Below are 15,119 nucleotides of genomic sequence, written 5' to 3'. Positions count from 1 at the left end.
CCCTGGTCGAGCGCCCCCGACTCCGTGTCCGAGCTGGCAATTGATAAGTGGTATCGAATAATACGACAGCGTGTAACCCGCTGCACCGTCCAAAAGGGATGCCCGTCGCACACGGTTTCTTTGGACGAAAAACCAAGCTTCCCTCAAGGCAAACCCAAGGCCGGTACAAGGACTTCCCTGACGCGCGCTGGCACTCTCGATCTACATCGACGGCAATGGTTGCCGTCCAGAAGCGGAGAGAAACCATGAAGATCGTCGTCATTGGAGGCACCGGCCTCATCGGATCGAAACTTGTGAATAACCTCCGCGAGCGCGGCCATGACGTGCTCGCAGCCGCCCCCAGCACGGGCGTGAACAGCATCACCCGCGAGGGCCTGGCCCAGGCGATGGATGGCACTGATATCGTCGTCGACGTGGCGAACGCGCCTTCGTGGGAAGACCAGGCCGTTCTCGATTTCTTCGAAACGTCGAGCCGTAACCTGCTGGCTGCCGAGGCGGCCGCTGGGGTTCGCCATCACGTTGCCCTGTCGATCGTCGGCAGTGAACGGCTGCCCGAGAATGGCTATTTCCGGGCCAAGGTCGCGCAGGAAAACCTCATCAAGGCGTCCGGCATTCCTTACACCATCCTGCGTGCCACACAGTTCTTCGAGTTTGTCGGCGGCATTGCGCAGGCGGCCACCGTCGGCGAGGAGATTTGCCTGTCGCCGGCGCTGATCCAGCCGATGGCGTCCGACGACGTGGCGGCGGCGCTCACCGATGTCACGTTGGCCGCGCCGGTCAATGGCACGGTCGAAGTCGCCGGGCCCGAGGCCATGCCACTCGACGAACTGGTCAGGCGCTTCCTGCGGGCTACTCAGGACGCGCGCAAGGTCGTGCCGGATGTGCACGCGCGCTACTTCGGTTCGATGCTCGACGATCAATCGCTGACGCCCGGCAAGAACCCGCGCCTGGGTGCAATCCGCTTCGAGGACTGGCTCGGTCGGTCGACGGCCCAGGCCGGGCGCTGAGGTTACCCAAGACACATCCCAAGACACATCAGGAAAGCGTCGGCCTGGTCACGGGCCGCGCGCTCACAACACCTACACACCAAGGAGCATTGCCATGTTTACCCGATATCTCTTGGCCGCCGCCTTTGCCGTGCTGTCGATCAGCGCAGCGTCGGCCGCCGAGCCGCCCGCAGGCAAGGTGACGGTCGTATTCGATCGCCCAATTCCCAACATCCCTGGCAAGAGCATGAAGGGCGTGGTGGTCGAGTACGGGCCGGGCGCCGCGTCGCCGGCCCACACGCATCCGAAAACGGCCTTCATTTATGCCACGGTCCTGGAGGGCTCGTTTCGCATAAAAGTCAAAGGCCAGCCGGAAAAGATCTACAACGTCGGCGAAAACTTCGTAGAGGAACCGGGCTCCGTGCACGAAGTCAGCGCCAACGCCAGCGACACGAAACCCGCACGCCTGTTGGCCGTGTTTGTCCTCGACACCGACGAAAAGGTGCTCGTTACACCTATTAAAAAGTGAGCCGATCAACGCGCTCATGAATGCTCGACAGCCCGGCGGCAGGCCAACTACCGCCCGTGGCTGCTGTAGTCCCAGGCATTGAACAGGAAATGAGAACATGAACGCGCTTCAGGAGAAGGCCGCCATTGCCACCGGCGCAAGCGTCGAGACCCCTGTCGTGGTGGCGCGGCAACGCAAGAGAAAGATGATCGGCATCCTGCTGTGCGTCGGTGCCGTGGTGGTCTTGGCTGGCGGATGGGTCGTGGCGTTTTCGAGCGGTGTGACCTCCACCGATAACGCTTATGTGCGCGGCGACCTCACCTCGCTCGCCGCCAAGGTTTCTGGCTATGTCACAGCGGTAGAAGTGGAGGACAACCAGAGCGTCCGGGCGGGTGACGTGCTGTTCCGGATTGACGATCGGGACTATCGCGCACGGCTTGCGCAGGCAGTGGCCAATGTCAGCGCTGCCGAGGCTCGCCTGACCCATGTCGATGCCGAAACCCAGCTTCAGCGTGCCCTGATTCGACAGGCCGAAGCCCAGCGCCGCTCGGCCGCCGCGCAGATGAATCTGGCGACCAAGACCGATGATCGCAGCCGCAAACTTATCGTCAGCAACGCGGTCAGCCAGGCGCTCGTCGATGAAACCGGCACGGCACGCTCCAGAGCCGAAGCGACGGTCTCGGCAGCTTCGGCAACGGTCGAGGCTCAACAACAGCGCATCGCCGTCCTTGTGGCCCAGCGAGAAGCTGCCGTTGCTGCCGTGGCGCAGGCACAGGCCGCGCGCGATCTCGCCCAGATCGATCTCGACAGCACCGTGGTACACGCGCCTGTTGATGGCGTTATCGGTAACCGTCAGGTCCGCGTCGGCCGGTTCGTTACGCCGGGCGGCGCCTTGCTCGATATCGTGCCGGTCAATGATGTGTGGGTCGTGGCGAATTTCAAGGAAACCCAGCTCGAGAATATCCGGCCCGGTCAGCGCGCGCGCATCACGGTCGACGGCTACCCCAACAGGCCGCTTGAAGGCGTGGTCGACAGCTTTGCGCCGGGGAGTGGGTCGGCGTTCAGCTTGCTGCCCACCGACAATGCAACAGGGAACTTTGTGCGTGTCGTGCAACGGGTTCCGGTAAAGATCCGGCTGGCCCACAACCCGTTGCCGGGCCGCATCGTGCCTGGCCTGTCCGCGCGGGTCGAGGTTGAGCAAGGGGGCGGCTCATGAACACGGTTGCCAGCGCCACGCGGAGCAATGCCAGCGCTACGACCGGTGTCCTGCTCATGGCGGGCATCGTACTTGCCACGCTGACGGAAGCGATCGCCAGCACCGTTCTGTCGCTCGGACGCAGCGACATCATCGGCGACACCTATGCCACGCCTGATGAGTTTGCCTGGTTGGATATCGGCTACATCGCGCTCAAGCTGATCGGGTTCATGACCGCCCCTTGGCTGATGAACCGTTTCGCTGCGCGTCATGTGATCACCGGCTCAACCCTGGTCATGGGCCTGGCGTGCGGCATTGCGGCCATCACCGCTCGGTTGGATCTGCTGGTTGCACTTCGGGTTATTCAGGGCTTCGCTGGCGGCACCTTGCTGGTCGGGGGGCAGGCGATCATATTTCGCGCTTATCCGCAGTCCCGTCAGCCAATCCTCCAGGCGCTGTTTGCCATGGGCTCCGTTGTCGCGCCCGCGACACTCGCCCCGGCGCTTCAAGGGTGGTTGATCGATAGCCAATCCTGGACATGGATCTTCTTCAGTGTTGTCCCGATTGCCTTGGCGGCTTCCGGACTTTTGCTGATCGCAGACGGCCCAATGCCCGCCAAGGTCCGGCACCGTCCGTTTGACTGGATCGGCTTCTCGCTGATCTCTGTCACCCTGTTCTGTTTCACCTACGTTCTTAGCCAGGGCAGCCGATGGGACTGGTTCGAGGAGCCTCGCATCCTGTGGCTAACCGTGATCGGTGCAGCTGCTTTGCTGGCTTTTTTCGGCCAACAAGTGTTGGCCAAAGGACAGGGGATGCTCGACTTCACTCTGTTCAAATCGAGCGATTTTTGCTTCGCCTTTATCGTCAGTTCTGTCGCCGGCGCCGCCTTGTTCGGCAGCGCGTTCCTGATTCCGGCGTTCGCCCTGTCGGTCCTCGGGTTCACGCCTACCGATGCCGGCCAGCTCCTGTTGCCCAGTGGCGCGTTTTTTGTCGGCGCGCTGCTCATATCTGCTTGGCTCATGCAGGCCCGCCGCGTTGCGCCGTTCGCCACCGTGCCCTTTGGAATCCTGATGATCATGGTGGCGATGTGGATGCTGTCCGGTTCTACCAGCGAAAGCGGCGCGGACGACATGATGGCGGCTATCCTGTTGCGCGGCCTGGGCCTTGGCTTCCTGTTTCTATCGATCACGCTGATCGCTTTCAGCCACCTCAACAGCCGGAACCTTGCTAGCGGAATAGGCCTTTTCAATACGGGTCGCCAGTTAGGTGGCCTTATCGGGGTCGCAGGGCTCCAGACACTGATCGACCATAACGTCGTCACCAATACCGTGGTCCTCGGCGCCAACGTCACCCCAGGAGGGGCCGCGGTCATCGAACGGATGACGACCACGACAGCCATGCTGGCCGCGAAAGGAATGGACGCAGCGGCCGCTGGCCGGGCAGCGACGAGCCTTCTGGGCCGGCTAGTGACAAGTCAGTCCACGGTGATTGCCTTCGACACAGCGTTCATCGCCGTGGCCCTGCTTTTTGTAATCGCCGCTCCCGTGCTGGTCGGCATCAAGGTCGGATTCTCGCGATACGAGAAAGTGCGCGCTTCGCGATCTGTAGCGTGAGGCAGCCCGGCCCGTCGGACATCGCTTGGAGATTCGGGGGCACAGCGAAGTCGGGGCCGGCCCGAGTCGTTCGTCGTTCTGGTGCGGTAGCATGATTGCATTGGGCGTAACGATCTCAAGCAGCTCTGCAGGCCAGGAGCCCACGATGGCCAAACGGTATGAACTCCCCGACACAGCCTGGGAATTGGTTGCGGACTCTTGAGTTGGCTGCGGAGTTTATTTTATTGCTCTTCCGTCCATTCATCCATTGCTCTTTCTTGCTCTGCCTCTACCTTGTTTTGAGATTGATAACGTCACGGCGCGGCTGTATGTCCGGTGTGTGAAGCGGCATTGCCAGTCGCTCTCTGTAACTTTGATTTCTCCTTCTTCAAACATTCATCCATTGCTCTTTCTTGCACTGTCGGTTGATAGAGTCCCGGCGTGGTCGTATATCCGGTACGTAAAGCTGCATTGCCAGTCGCTCCCTGTGACTTTGCTTTTTCCTCCTTCAAGCATTCATCCATTGCTCTTTCCTGCTCTGCCGATACATCGATTTGAGGTTGGTAGTTTTCCGGGGTGGCTATATATCCACTGTCGTCATAACGTGGCTCGTCGTTTTTAACGGTGCCATCCTTCAAGCGCTCCGATGAACTAGCAATGTCTCTTGAGCTGCGATCGTCTGTTTTAGTTTCAGTCGTCGCCTGGCTTGAGTTCTGGCTGGCAGGGGGGGCACTCGATGTACCGGTGTTTGCGGTGGGTGTATCACTAGCTGTGTTAGATTTCAGAGGGGGGGTGGCGGGAGCAGAGATAGTGTCGGCTCTAACTTTTGATTTGTTTTTCTTCGCTAATTTATTACTATTCTTTTGCATTTTTTTAGCCGTTGAAAAAGCAGTGTTTAGTTCTTTCTTGTTCTTTTTGATAAGATTGTCAATCGGAACATAGCTAATGATTTGGTTGGATTTTCTTTTGATATTTGAATTATAAAACTTCACTTGCTTCTGTGTTAGCTGAATATCCGCAATAGGCGATAACCGAATGAGGCCAATAATCGCCTCGCGAGCAATAGCATACGTAAGTTGATCAAAGCTGTAAGCAAAGCTATTGCTGGATTTTGGTATGGTAGGAGGTGGTGCCATTACTTCAATGGCGCTCTCATGCCTGGAGAGCATTTTTCCTGACGCTAAATCTTTATATGTGTAAACAACATTGCACTTCGATCGAATGCCGCTCCGGGCGTTACTTATAGATGCTGAAGATATTTCTGTGCTTATTTCAACGCGGCCACTGTAGTTTCCAAATTCGATAAAGCGAGCACTGTTATGGATTTCTTTCTGGGTCGCATTCTTTATAGCATTTCCCCAGTTTGAAATTTGTAATTCGCCTAAGAGGTTGTTGTCTGCATCTACATTTTCTTTGGTTTTTATTTCTGCAGGAAGCACAATAGTATCTACATTGTATGCAAGGTCGTAATAGTCAATGTCAGGAACAATGCTCTTGTTTCTTTCGCTTGATATTTCTGAGTAATTTCTTGTGTTGGCACAACTTGTAATTCCAAAAAAGCTAAAAGCCAGCACGAGTAAGGCAGTTCTTTTTTTTATCGACATGTTACTCTCCTATGATTGTTGAATAGGGGCTTGCTTTGTCGCTGGCACATAACAGTGATTAGACCGACTTCGGCGATAACGAAATAATAGAGGTCTCTAGATAAGTCTGCGCTGCCCATTCCCACTTTTTTTAAAAGTTCATATAAATCATAGGCCTATATTTCGCACCCAACCCCTTGGCTGTAATCGCGCGACTTCTGTTTTTTGACGTCAATACTCTGTTGGGTCAGGTTGATCCGCAGGAGTCGGTGAGGGCGTTGTTTTATTGCGATACGTAGTAAAAAGCCCCGTCCCATTTAAGTGGGGCGGGGCTTTTGTGTTTTTAAGATCAAAAAATCGCAGCCTTCGGCAGCTCCTACGTGTGGTGTTCGCGTGTCGTTCTAATACGTGCTCTGCGCAGATATTGCCGATACAAAACAATGCCTATGACAACCGAAAGCAATCCAACCCCCACATTACCAAAAAGCCAAATTGCAAAGTTTCGACTTTGGTCCGCATCACCCTCGTAGAACGGCCCAAAGTAGCCAGACACTGCCACGAATATCAAATTAAACGCTCCGACGGCCAAGGCAACAATAAGGATGATGAATAATACCCCTTTAACAATTTTCATATGACCTTCCAAAACTATATTTCCTTCGACTCGCGGTAGTCGGGTCAGCCCATTAGTCTACAGCCGCTCCATAGACACGAAGACTATGCCGGTCGGATAGACAATACGGTAGTGATCGAACGGTTACAAAAGATCGCAGCCTTCGGCAGCTCAGGGGGGGGATTTTAGGGGCAACCGCCCGAGGGCTCGCAGGCGCCTCCAGTGATATTGAACGCCTGCTTTTCCAGGCTCGTTTGTATCAACGCAGCCAATTGTCGGGTGGCAGGCGCCAAGTGTTCTGCTCCTCGATAAAGCACATAGCCGAGGGTCGGCAACGTGGGTAGACCGGCAATAACGGCAAGATGCCCTGGCAATCCAATGCGGGTTCGCACTGTGAGGCCCAAACCGGCCGCAACGGCCGCCCAGATGCCACCAACGCTGGGGCTGGTCAGCGCGATTCGCCAGGGAATCCGCGTCTCATCCAGTGCCTGGGTGGCCGCACTGCGCAACACGCAAGGGGCGTCGAACAGGATCAATGGCAGGGGGGAATCGTCAGAGCGGTTGAGCGATGACCTGTCACGAGGCCCGATCCAGTGCATCTGTGTTTCACCCAGGCGCGTGGCATAGGGGGACTTGTGTCCTGTGTCCCAAGACAGGGCCAGGTCCAGGCCACCGCTGTCGATCAAGGCGAGCAGTTCGGTATTGCGCGCGATCCTGACTTCGAGGCTCACCATCGGGTACATCTTGACGTAGCGTCGCAGAATGTCGCTGAGAAAGTGCTCGCCAAAGTCTTCCTGAAGCCCGAGGCGTACCGTGGTGGCGGTCTGACTTTCATGCAGTGTCTGGAAAATGCTGTCGTTCAGTTCAAGCAGCCGACGCGCATGACTGAGCAGGGATTCACCCATCGGCGTCAACACCAGCCCTCGACCGGATTTGCACAGCACCGGAGTGCCTACCTGTTCCTCAAGCTTCTTGAGTTGTGCGCTCACGGCAGAGGTTGAGCGATTGAGCCGATCTGCCGCTTTGGCAAAGCTGTTGAATTCCACACCGGTCACGAAAGTACGCAGCACATCAAGATCGAAGGTCGGATGGCGCATTGAATCATCCACTTATTCAGGACTGTGGGTGCTATTAAATCTGATATTCGGAGTGATCGCGACTTGATAGTTTTCCCCCGTCAGTTGGTTTTTCAGGAGTAGGCCCTTATGCCATTTGCACGTATATCACTGCACCGGGGAAAGTCTGCCGAGTATTTACAGGCCCTCTCGCAAGGGCTGCACGATGCGTTGGTAGAAAGCTTCGAAGTGCCGATGGCCGACCGGTTTCAGGTCATTCACCAACATGAAGCGGGCGAACTGATATTTGATCCAGGCTACCTGGGCGGTCCGCGCAGCCATGACTTTGTGCTGATCGCGATTACGGCCGGTCGCCCTCGAGACATCGAAACGAAACAGCGTTTCTATCGCAACCTGGTCGAGAAACTCAGCCGAGCGCCGGGCATCGATTCTGAGGATGTCATGGTGGTGATTACCACGACCGCGGCAGATGAGTGGTCGTTTGGTGGCGGACGGGGCAACTAGTTTTTGCTCTTAACGCTGTATTCCGTAAATGCGGGCCATCTGTGTCTATCGGCAGCATGGCCCGATTGATAGGGTCCGCATTCACTCTCTGTTGATGAGGCAACAATGGATCTTACCGCCATCCCCTTTGGGACTACCGATTGGTCGAAGATCGAATCTGTCGAGCACGCCGGTCAGACGGGCACGGCCTATTGGCGGACCTGCCAGTTTGGTTCGACGCGTGTGCGGATGGTTGAATACAGTCCCGGATATATGGCCGATCACTGGTGCTGGAGAGGGCATATCCTGTTGTGCCTGGAAGGCGAGTTACACACAGAACTGGAAGATGGCCGCCAGTTCACGCTGACTGCCGGAATGAGCTATCAGGTGGGCAACAATGCCGAGGGGCACCGGTCGTTCACCACCACCGGTGCGAAGTTGTTCATTGTGGATTGATGTGTCGGTTTTACGTCCGCTGGAAAAGAACGCAGACATCATCAGGCAGGATTAAATCGTCGGTCGTTTATATCGAATGGCGGTCTATGAACTTGAGTGCGACTCACGCTCTCGAAATCGTCAATGTTTTTAAGCCATTTGGCGTTTGAATATGCGCAAGCAGATGGGGTGTCAAAGCATCGTTGAGCGCATGAAGACAAACCGGACCAGAAAAGTTTATGGCCGTCAGAATAGCTTTGACTCTTTCCGGATCCGTATGGAAGACGTCCAATGCCAGCAGAGAACAGCCTTTATCCTGGAGTGCGCTCGCGGGATGAGCCCCATGTCCCCATTGAATGATGGTGGGGGCTGATCCTGCCAGGGGAAGGCTTCCGTCCTTCGGTATCGTTATTTGCCAGGACAATGTTCCTCGTGTCATAGGTTCGACATCCCCGACTATGTCGTGGCAGGAATCACTAATAGTGTGGATATCATCGGTCCGTGCAACCCATGTCGCCAGGCGCGCCGGCGAGTTGGGAGCAAGTTGATCAAGGCCGAACCAGCGAGGTCGGTCCGGGCGTTTGGCTGATGGGTCCACGGCAATCACTTCCAGGTAGAGCTGGGGGCCAAGGCGAAGCAGCCTGTTGTGGGTGCCCATGCGTGGATGGGCGCCGCCCGGTTGAAGGTCGACACCCAGCACCTCTGTGACGAACGCGCAGCCGGTATCGAGGTCCGGCGCCACGATAACAAGGTGATCGATAGTGCTTTTCATGCGCGCAGCTCCTTCATGAGACGTTCATCAACCGATTGTTGCGATCACCACTTGGCTTTAAAGCCCCAACTCCAAGGCCAGCAAGTCCGACAATGGTTGCGGGCGTCGAATCAATTTAGCTTGCCCTTGCTCGATCAACACTTCCGGCAACAGTGGACGGCTGTTGTAGTTGGATGACATCGAGGCACCGTACGCGCCGGTATCGTGCATGATCAGCAAGTCGCCAACCTGCGCTTCAGGCAGCAAACGGGGTGTGACACCCTGTTCATCCTGCGTAAAAATATCGCCGGATTCGCACAGGGGACCTCCCACTACACAGAGATGCTCCGGACGACTGACCGGGACACCCTGGGAGTCCAGCAAGGTCATGTGGTGATAGGCGCCATAGAGGGCTGGTCGCATCAGGTCATTGAAGCCGGCATTCACCAGGATGAAGTTTCGACTGCCTACTTTTTTTACCGCACGGACTTCGGTGACCAAACAGCCTGACTCGGCTACCAGGAATCGGCCTGGCTCGATCTCCATCCGTACCGGGTGAGCGAGAAAAGCCTCGATGTCCTGTTTGGCCTGGCGCCAGGCGTTCGCATAACGCTGGATGTCCACCGGCTCATCCCCCACACGATAAGGCGTGGAAAGCCCCCCGCCTATGGAGAATGCTTCGATATCGTGGTCGAGTGCCCTCACGGCCGAGACCATTGCGCAGCCCACTTGCTCAAGGTGCGCATAATCCACACCGGAACCGATATGCATGTGCAATCCCACCAGCTTCAGCCCGAATTGCCGAATCACGCTGAGCGCTTCTTGAACCTGGTCATGCCAGATTCCATGCTTGCTGTTTTCACCACCGGTATTGGTCTTGCGGCTGTGGCCGTGGCCGAACCCTGGATTGATCCGCAGCCAGACGCGATGGCCCGCAGACTGTTGGCCCAATTGACGGAGCATATCAATCGAGCCGGTATTGACCTCGATGTTCAGTTCGACGACACGTCGCAATGTCGCTTCATCGAACAGATCACAGGTCAGAACAATACCAGCCGGGTCACCGGCAGGGCTGTATCCAGCGAGCAGCGCCCGCTCGATTTCGCCCAGTGATACGGCGTCGATCCGCACGCCTTGTTCGCGGATCAACCGGAGAATATGCAGGTTCGAGCAGGCTTTTTGCGCATATCGAATGACATCGAAGCCTTGCAGTTGGTCGATGCGTGCCCTGATGGTCTGGGCGTCATAACACCAGAGCGGGGTGCCGTGCTGTCTCGCAGTCTCGGCTAATTGCAGGAAAACGGAATGATCGGGCATGGAGGTATTCAATCTGAAGTAAGGAGAGAAGCCATCATGTCGACCATTCAGCATTCAATAAAATATCTATTCTTTGCTGTTCGATTCGGTTTTGATATGGGTATTGATCAACTGGTGGAGGCCAGATGTGGGAATTTCCATACGGCATATCGAAGTGTTCCGCGCCATCATGCAGGCAGGGAGCGTCACCGGCGCGGCGCGTTTACTATTTACTTCCCAGCCCACGATCAGCCGAGAACTGGCGCGGCTTGAAAGTATCTCTGGCCTTCGGCTGTTTGATCGAGAGGGAGGGAGGCTAGTACCGACGGCTCAGGCCATTATGCTGCTCGAAGAGGTTGAACATTCCTACATTGGGTTGGAACGAATCAACAGCGTTGCACAATCGATCCGTCGCTTCGAACATGGCCAACTGAGCGTCGCCTGCCTTCCGATGTTGTCCCAGACCCTGTTGCCCAAGGCCTGTAAGCACTTTCAGCAACGGCATGTGGGCATAGGCTTGAGCATTGCTGCACAGGAATCCCCCTTACTGGAAGAGTCACTCAGCGCCCAGCGTTACGACCTCGGATTGACCGAGGGTGAGCATGTACCTCGAGGCACCCAAGGGGAATTGCTCTTTTGTTCCGACATGGTCTGCATACTTCCAGAGGGCCACCCTTTGCTGTCCAGGTCGCTCCTGGTAATGGAAGACTTTCGCGGTGTCGATTTCATCAACTTTTCGGGTCTGGATATCTATCGTCAGACGCTCGACGAGCACTTTCGCCGGGCCGGAGTCGATCGGCATACCGTTATTGAAACAACCAACGCCACATCGGTCTGTGCCATGGTCAGGCAACAGTTGGGGGTAGCGATTATCAACCCGCTGACTGCCGTGGAGGAGTCAGGCAGAGGATTGGCCATTCGGCCGATCAACGTGTCTATTCCCTATCGCGTTATGTTGATCAGGCCTGATTATCGACCTTCCTCTATCTTCGTCGACGCCTTCTGCAACTCGTTGAAGGATGAGGCGTTGTGTCTCGCCAATACTCTCGACAAGAGATTGGAAAGTGCCAATTGAAGAGTCGTAGCTACAAAAGATCAAAAGATCAAAAGATCGCAGCCTTCGGCAGCTCCTGCGGGGGCGGGTTTCGGGTCTGATACGGTTTTTTCTGGGCTATCTGCATCTGTAATGGAGTCAGCCTGCGGCTCACAATGACGGCACGGTCAGCAGTGGTGGCAGCCGTTGCGCCGCAATCTCATAACGTAGGAGGCCCCATGGGCAAGATGGCATTTTTCCTGGGTGGATTTCTGGTGTTGACCATTTTGATTGGTGCGCTTGCCACGATTTCTCCCGTTTAGTCTCTTCCTGCGATCCGCAAAAAGCACAACGCCTCCACACAGGGAGGCGTTGCGGGTTTTCAGTCAGCGTTACTTAAGATCAAACCGATCCAGATTCATCACCTTGACCCAAGCGGCCACGAAGTCTTTCACAAACTTCTCCTTCGCGTCGTTGCAGGCATAGACCTCCGCCAATGCCCTCAACTGCGCATTCGAGCCAAACACCAGATCAACACGCGTCCCTGTCCATTTGAGATCGCCGGTTTTGCGATCGCGTCCTTCAAACTCTTCATTGGCCTGCGACACCGGTTTCCATTCCACGCTCATGTCCAGCAGGTTCTTGAAGAAGTCGTTGGTTAACGCCTCCGGCTGCTTGGTGAACACGCCGTGCCGGGTTTGTCCGACGTTGGTGTTCAGCACGCGCAGGCCGCCGATGAGCACGGTCATTTCTGGCGCGGTGAGTGTCAGCTGTTGCGCCTTGTCGATCAGCAAGGCCTCGGCCAGTACGCGGTAGCGGGTTTTGAGGTAGTTACGGAAGCCATCGGCGGCGGGTTCGAGGAAGCCGAAGGATTCGACATCCGTCTGCTCTTGCGAGGCGTCCATCCGGCCGGCTGTGAAAGGCACCGTCACGGTGTGGCCGGCATTTTTTGCCGCTTGTTCGACCCCGGCGTTGCCAGCCAGCACGATCAGGTCGGCCAGCGAGATTTTCTTGCCATCAGCCTGCGCGCTGTTGAACTCGTTCTGGATGCTCTCGAGTTTCGCCAGCACGTTCGCCAGTTGCTGAGGCTGGTTGGCCTGCCAGGCATTCTGCGGGGCCAGGCGCAGGCGCCCGCCGTTGGCGCCGCCGCGTTTGTCGGAGCCACGGAAGGTGGAGGCCGCCGCCCAGGCGGTCGACACCAGTTGCGAGACGGTCAGGCCGCAAGACTGGAGTTTACTCTTGAGTGCGGCGATGTCGCTGTCGTTGACCAAGGCATGGTCGACCGCCGGGATGGGGTCTTGCCACAGGAGTACTTCGCTGGGCATTTCCGGGCCGAGGTAGCGGGAGAGGGGGCCCATGTCGCGGTGGATCAGCTTGAACCAGGCGCGGGCGAACGCATCGGCCAACTGATCCGGATTGGCGAGGAAGCGTCGCGAAATCGGTTCATAGATCGGGTCGAAGCGCAGGGACAGGTCCGTGGTCAGCATGGTCGGATTATGCCGCCTGGACGGGTCGTGAGCATCCGGAATGATACCCGCGCCAGCGCCACCCTTTGCTGTCCACTGGTTCGCGCCCGCCGGGCTCTTGGTCAGTTCCCACTCGAAGCCGAACAGGTTTTCCAGGTAGTTGTTGCTCCACTTCGTGGGGGTGGTGGTCCAGGTCACTTCCAGGCCGCTGGTGATGGTGTCGCCACCTTTGCCGCTGCCGAAGGTGCTCTTCCAGCCCAGGCCCTGCTGTTCCAGGCCTGCGGCTTCGGGCTCGGCACCGACGTTGTCGGCAGGGCCGGCGCCGTGGGTTTTACCGAAGGCGTGGCCGCCGGCGATCAGTGCCACGGTTTCTTCGTCATTCATGGCCATGCGCCCGAAGGTTTCGCGGATGTCCACCGCCGCAGCGACCGGGTCCGGGTTGCCTTCCGGGCCTTCGGGGTTGACGTAGATCAGGCCCATTTGCACCGCGGCGAGCGGGTTCTCCAGGTTGCGTTCGCCCTTGGTACGGCTGTCCTCATTTCCCCCCGACTCAGCGACGAGTGGGCCTTCGCCGGGTTCTTGCATCGGTTCTTTTTTGTCTTTTTCGTAGCGGGTGTCACCGCCCAGCCACTTGTTTTCCGAGCCCCAGTAGACGTCCTCATCCGGTTCCCAGACGTCTGGCCGGCCGCCTGAGAAACCAAAGGTCTTGAAGCCCATGGACTCCAGCGCGACGTTGCCGGTGAGTACGATCAGGTCGGCCCAGGAGATGTTGCGACCATACTTTTGTTTGATCGGCCAGAGCAGCCGGCGTGCTTTGTCGAGGCTGACGTTGTCTGGCCAACTGTTGAGTGGCGCAAAGCGCTGCTGACCGGAGCCAGCACCGCCACGACCGTCACCGACGCGGTAGGTGCCAGCAGCGTGCCAGGCCATGCGGATAAAGAGCGGCCCATAGTGACCGAAGTCCGCAGGCCACCAGTCTTGCGAATCGGTCATCAGCGCATGCAGGTCTTGCTTGACCGCTGCAAAGTCCAGGCTTTTGAACGCTTTGGTGTAGTTGAAGCCCTCGTCCGTAGGGTCGGACAGGGGCGAGTGCTGGTGCAGGATCTTCAGATTCAGTTGGTTGGGCCACCAATCGCGGTTCGTCGTGCCGCCGCCAGCGGCGGCGTGATTGAACGGGCATTTCGATTCATTTGCCATGTGTGCGCTACCTTTGGTCGTGTTCATCCGGCTATCCGGCCCGGGGTGGGCGCGCAATAGCGACGAGCGAAATCAATGACATAGGCTGCAGCCGTGCGATCGATTGATCGTCGTGGTCACACGGGAAGTCCGGATAGCGGCAATCGAGTTGCCAGCACGGTGGCCCACGGCAAGCCTAGTACGCTTTCTGACTCATTCGTATCTTTTCTCAGGTCTCAACCGGCCGGCTCACGCCAGCGCTCCAGTAAGGTTAGACGCCTATAAAGCAGTCAGCTAATAGGTGAAGTATTGGGGGGTGATAGGCATAGTCTTTTACCTGAGCCCTCGAGATGGAGCCGCTGTTACGAGTCTCTTTTATCCAGCGTCGGCAAAACGTAATCTGTCGCACCGACCTTTGGATGGAACCAAACCAATGCTGCTCACCCACCGCCCCGTCAGTGCTGAAGATGTGTTGACGATTTGCGACTTTCCTCAAAATCCCCAAGAGCTTTTTTTCATGTTCCCGAAGGCGCAGTACCCGCTGACGGAAGCTCAGCTGCGAGCATCGATTGCTCAACGCTCGGACTCAACGGTGGTTGAAGGGGATAATGCTGTTGTCGGTTTTGCTAACTTTTATGCGTTTGAGCGCGATGGCGTTTGCGCGATCGGCAATGTGATCGTTTCGCCCAAGGCTCGGGGGAAAGGTGTCGCGAGGTTTTTGGTGGAAACGATGGTGGCACTGGCGTTTGAACGTCATCGGGCAAGCGAGGTGCAGCTTTCGTGTTTCAACGAGAACACGGCGGGGCTGCTTTTGTATCCCCAGCTTGGGTTTGTGCCGTTTGGGGTTGAGGAGCGGGTGTCGCAGGATGGGCGCCGTGTAGCGCTTATACAAATGAGAAAGACTGGGGGGCTCTGAGTATTTTGGG

Annotated in this window: 14 protein-coding genes; 8 read left to right on the top strand and 6 right to left on the bottom strand. The window is 57.0% G+C overall.

Translation table 11 applies throughout. The annotated features are described in order from the left end of the window. Nucleotides 1-245: 245 nt before the first annotated feature. The 4 genes from LOY38_RS18725 (at nt 246) to LOY38_RS18710 (ending at nt 4,302) form a co-directional block, all read left to right on the top strand. Nucleotides 246-1,007, top strand: coding sequence for an SDR family oxidoreductase (locus LOY38_RS18725; protein WP_258696509.1), 762 nt, complete (start codon nt 246-248; stop codon nt 1,005-1,007). A 94-nt stretch (nt 1,008-1,101) separates the two neighbouring features. Beyond that, nucleotides 1,102-1,515, top strand: coding sequence for a cupin domain-containing protein (locus LOY38_RS18720; RefSeq protein WP_258696508.1), 414 nt, complete (start codon nt 1,102-1,104; stop codon nt 1,513-1,515). A gap of 97 nt (nt 1,516-1,612) precedes the next feature. Further along, nucleotides 1,613-2,710, top strand: a complete 1,098-nt coding sequence (locus LOY38_RS18715) for an HlyD family secretion protein (RefSeq protein ID WP_258696507.1) — start codon at nt 1,613-1,615, stop codon at nt 2,708-2,710. Next, entirely contained in the window at nt 2,707-4,302 is a 1,596-nt protein-coding gene (locus LOY38_RS18710; protein WP_258696506.1) for a DHA2 family efflux MFS transporter permease subunit, read from the top strand. The genes LOY38_RS18715 and LOY38_RS18710 overlap by 4 nt, the downstream gene beginning before the upstream one ends. Nucleotides 4,303-4,595: 293 nt before the next feature. Here the strand turns inward: LOY38_RS18710 and LOY38_RS18705 are convergent, their stop codons facing one another. The 3 genes from LOY38_RS18705 to LOY38_RS18695 form a co-directional block, all read right to left on the bottom strand. After that, the gene (locus LOY38_RS18705) at nt 4,596-5,885 is read right to left on the bottom strand and encodes a hypothetical protein (RefSeq protein WP_258696505.1); all 1,290 of its coding nucleotides are present in this window, start codon (nt 5,883-5,885) and stop codon (nt 4,596-4,598) included. Nucleotides 5,886-6,240: 355 nt separating this feature from the next. Continuing rightward, entirely contained in the window at nt 6,241-6,498 is a 258-nt protein-coding gene (locus LOY38_RS18700) for a hypothetical protein (RefSeq protein WP_258696504.1), read from the bottom strand. Between the two features lie 164 nt (nt 6,499-6,662). After that, nucleotides 6,663-7,574, bottom strand: a complete 912-nt coding sequence (locus LOY38_RS18695; RefSeq protein WP_258696503.1) for a LysR substrate-binding domain-containing protein — start codon at nt 7,572-7,574, stop codon at nt 6,663-6,665. 108 nt (nt 7,575-7,682) lie between these two features. Between LOY38_RS18695 and LOY38_RS18690 the strand changes: the two genes are divergently transcribed. After that, nucleotides 7,683-8,057 (top strand): tautomerase family protein, encoded by a 375-nt coding sequence (locus tag LOY38_RS18690; RefSeq protein ID WP_258696502.1) that lies wholly within the window; start codon nt 7,683-7,685, stop codon nt 8,055-8,057. Nucleotides 8,058-8,162: 105 nt separating this feature from the next. Further along, nucleotides 8,163-8,492 carry a DHCW motif cupin fold protein gene (locus LOY38_RS18685; RefSeq protein WP_258696501.1) on the top strand — a complete coding sequence of 110 codons (330 nt, stop codon included), beginning with the start codon at nt 8,163-8,165 and terminating at the stop codon, nt 8,490-8,492. A gap of 103 nt (nt 8,493-8,595) precedes the next feature. On the opposite strand, the gene LOY38_RS18680 is transcribed toward LOY38_RS18685, so the two are convergent. Together LOY38_RS18680 and lysA are read right to left on the bottom strand one after the other, a co-directional pair. Then, on the bottom strand, nt 8,596-9,243 hold the full coding sequence (locus LOY38_RS18680) for a VOC family protein (protein ID WP_258696500.1): 648 nt from the start codon (nt 9,241-9,243) through the stop codon (nt 8,596-8,598). Nucleotides 9,244-9,300: 57 nt separating this feature from the next. Further along, nucleotides 9,301-10,539 carry a diaminopimelate decarboxylase gene (gene lysA / locus LOY38_RS18675; protein ID WP_258700753.1) on the bottom strand — a complete coding sequence of 413 codons (1,239 nt, stop codon included), beginning with the start codon at nt 10,537-10,539 and terminating at the stop codon, nt 9,301-9,303. Between the two features lie 127 nt (nt 10,540-10,666). Between lysA and LOY38_RS18670 the strand changes: the two genes are divergently transcribed. Next, nucleotides 10,667-11,593 carry a LysR family transcriptional regulator gene (locus tag LOY38_RS18670; protein ID WP_258696499.1) on the top strand — a complete coding sequence of 309 codons (927 nt, stop codon included), beginning with the start codon at nt 10,667-10,669 and terminating at the stop codon, nt 11,591-11,593. Between the two features lie 350 nt (nt 11,594-11,943). On the opposite strand, the gene katG is transcribed toward LOY38_RS18670, so the two are convergent. Continuing rightward, nucleotides 11,944-14,241 (bottom strand): catalase/peroxidase HPI, encoded by a 2,298-nt coding sequence (gene katG / locus LOY38_RS18665; RefSeq protein WP_258696498.1) that lies wholly within the window; start codon nt 14,239-14,241, stop codon nt 11,944-11,946. A 385-nt stretch (nt 14,242-14,626) separates the two neighbouring features. Here katG and LOY38_RS18660 point away from each other — a divergent pair, with 385 nt between their 5' ends. Beyond that, the gene (locus LOY38_RS18660) at nt 14,627-15,109 is read left to right on the top strand and encodes a GNAT family N-acetyltransferase (RefSeq protein WP_258696497.1); all 483 of its coding nucleotides are present in this window, start codon (nt 14,627-14,629) and stop codon (nt 15,107-15,109) included. Nucleotides 15,110-15,119: the final 10 nt, after the last annotated feature.

It is taken from the genome of Pseudomonas sp. B21-015 (genome assembly GCF_024749285.1).
GTDB lineage: Bacteria > Pseudomonadota > Gammaproteobacteria > Pseudomonadales > Pseudomonadaceae > Aquipseudomonas.
This window is presented reverse-complemented; position numbering and strand designations above follow the sequence as displayed.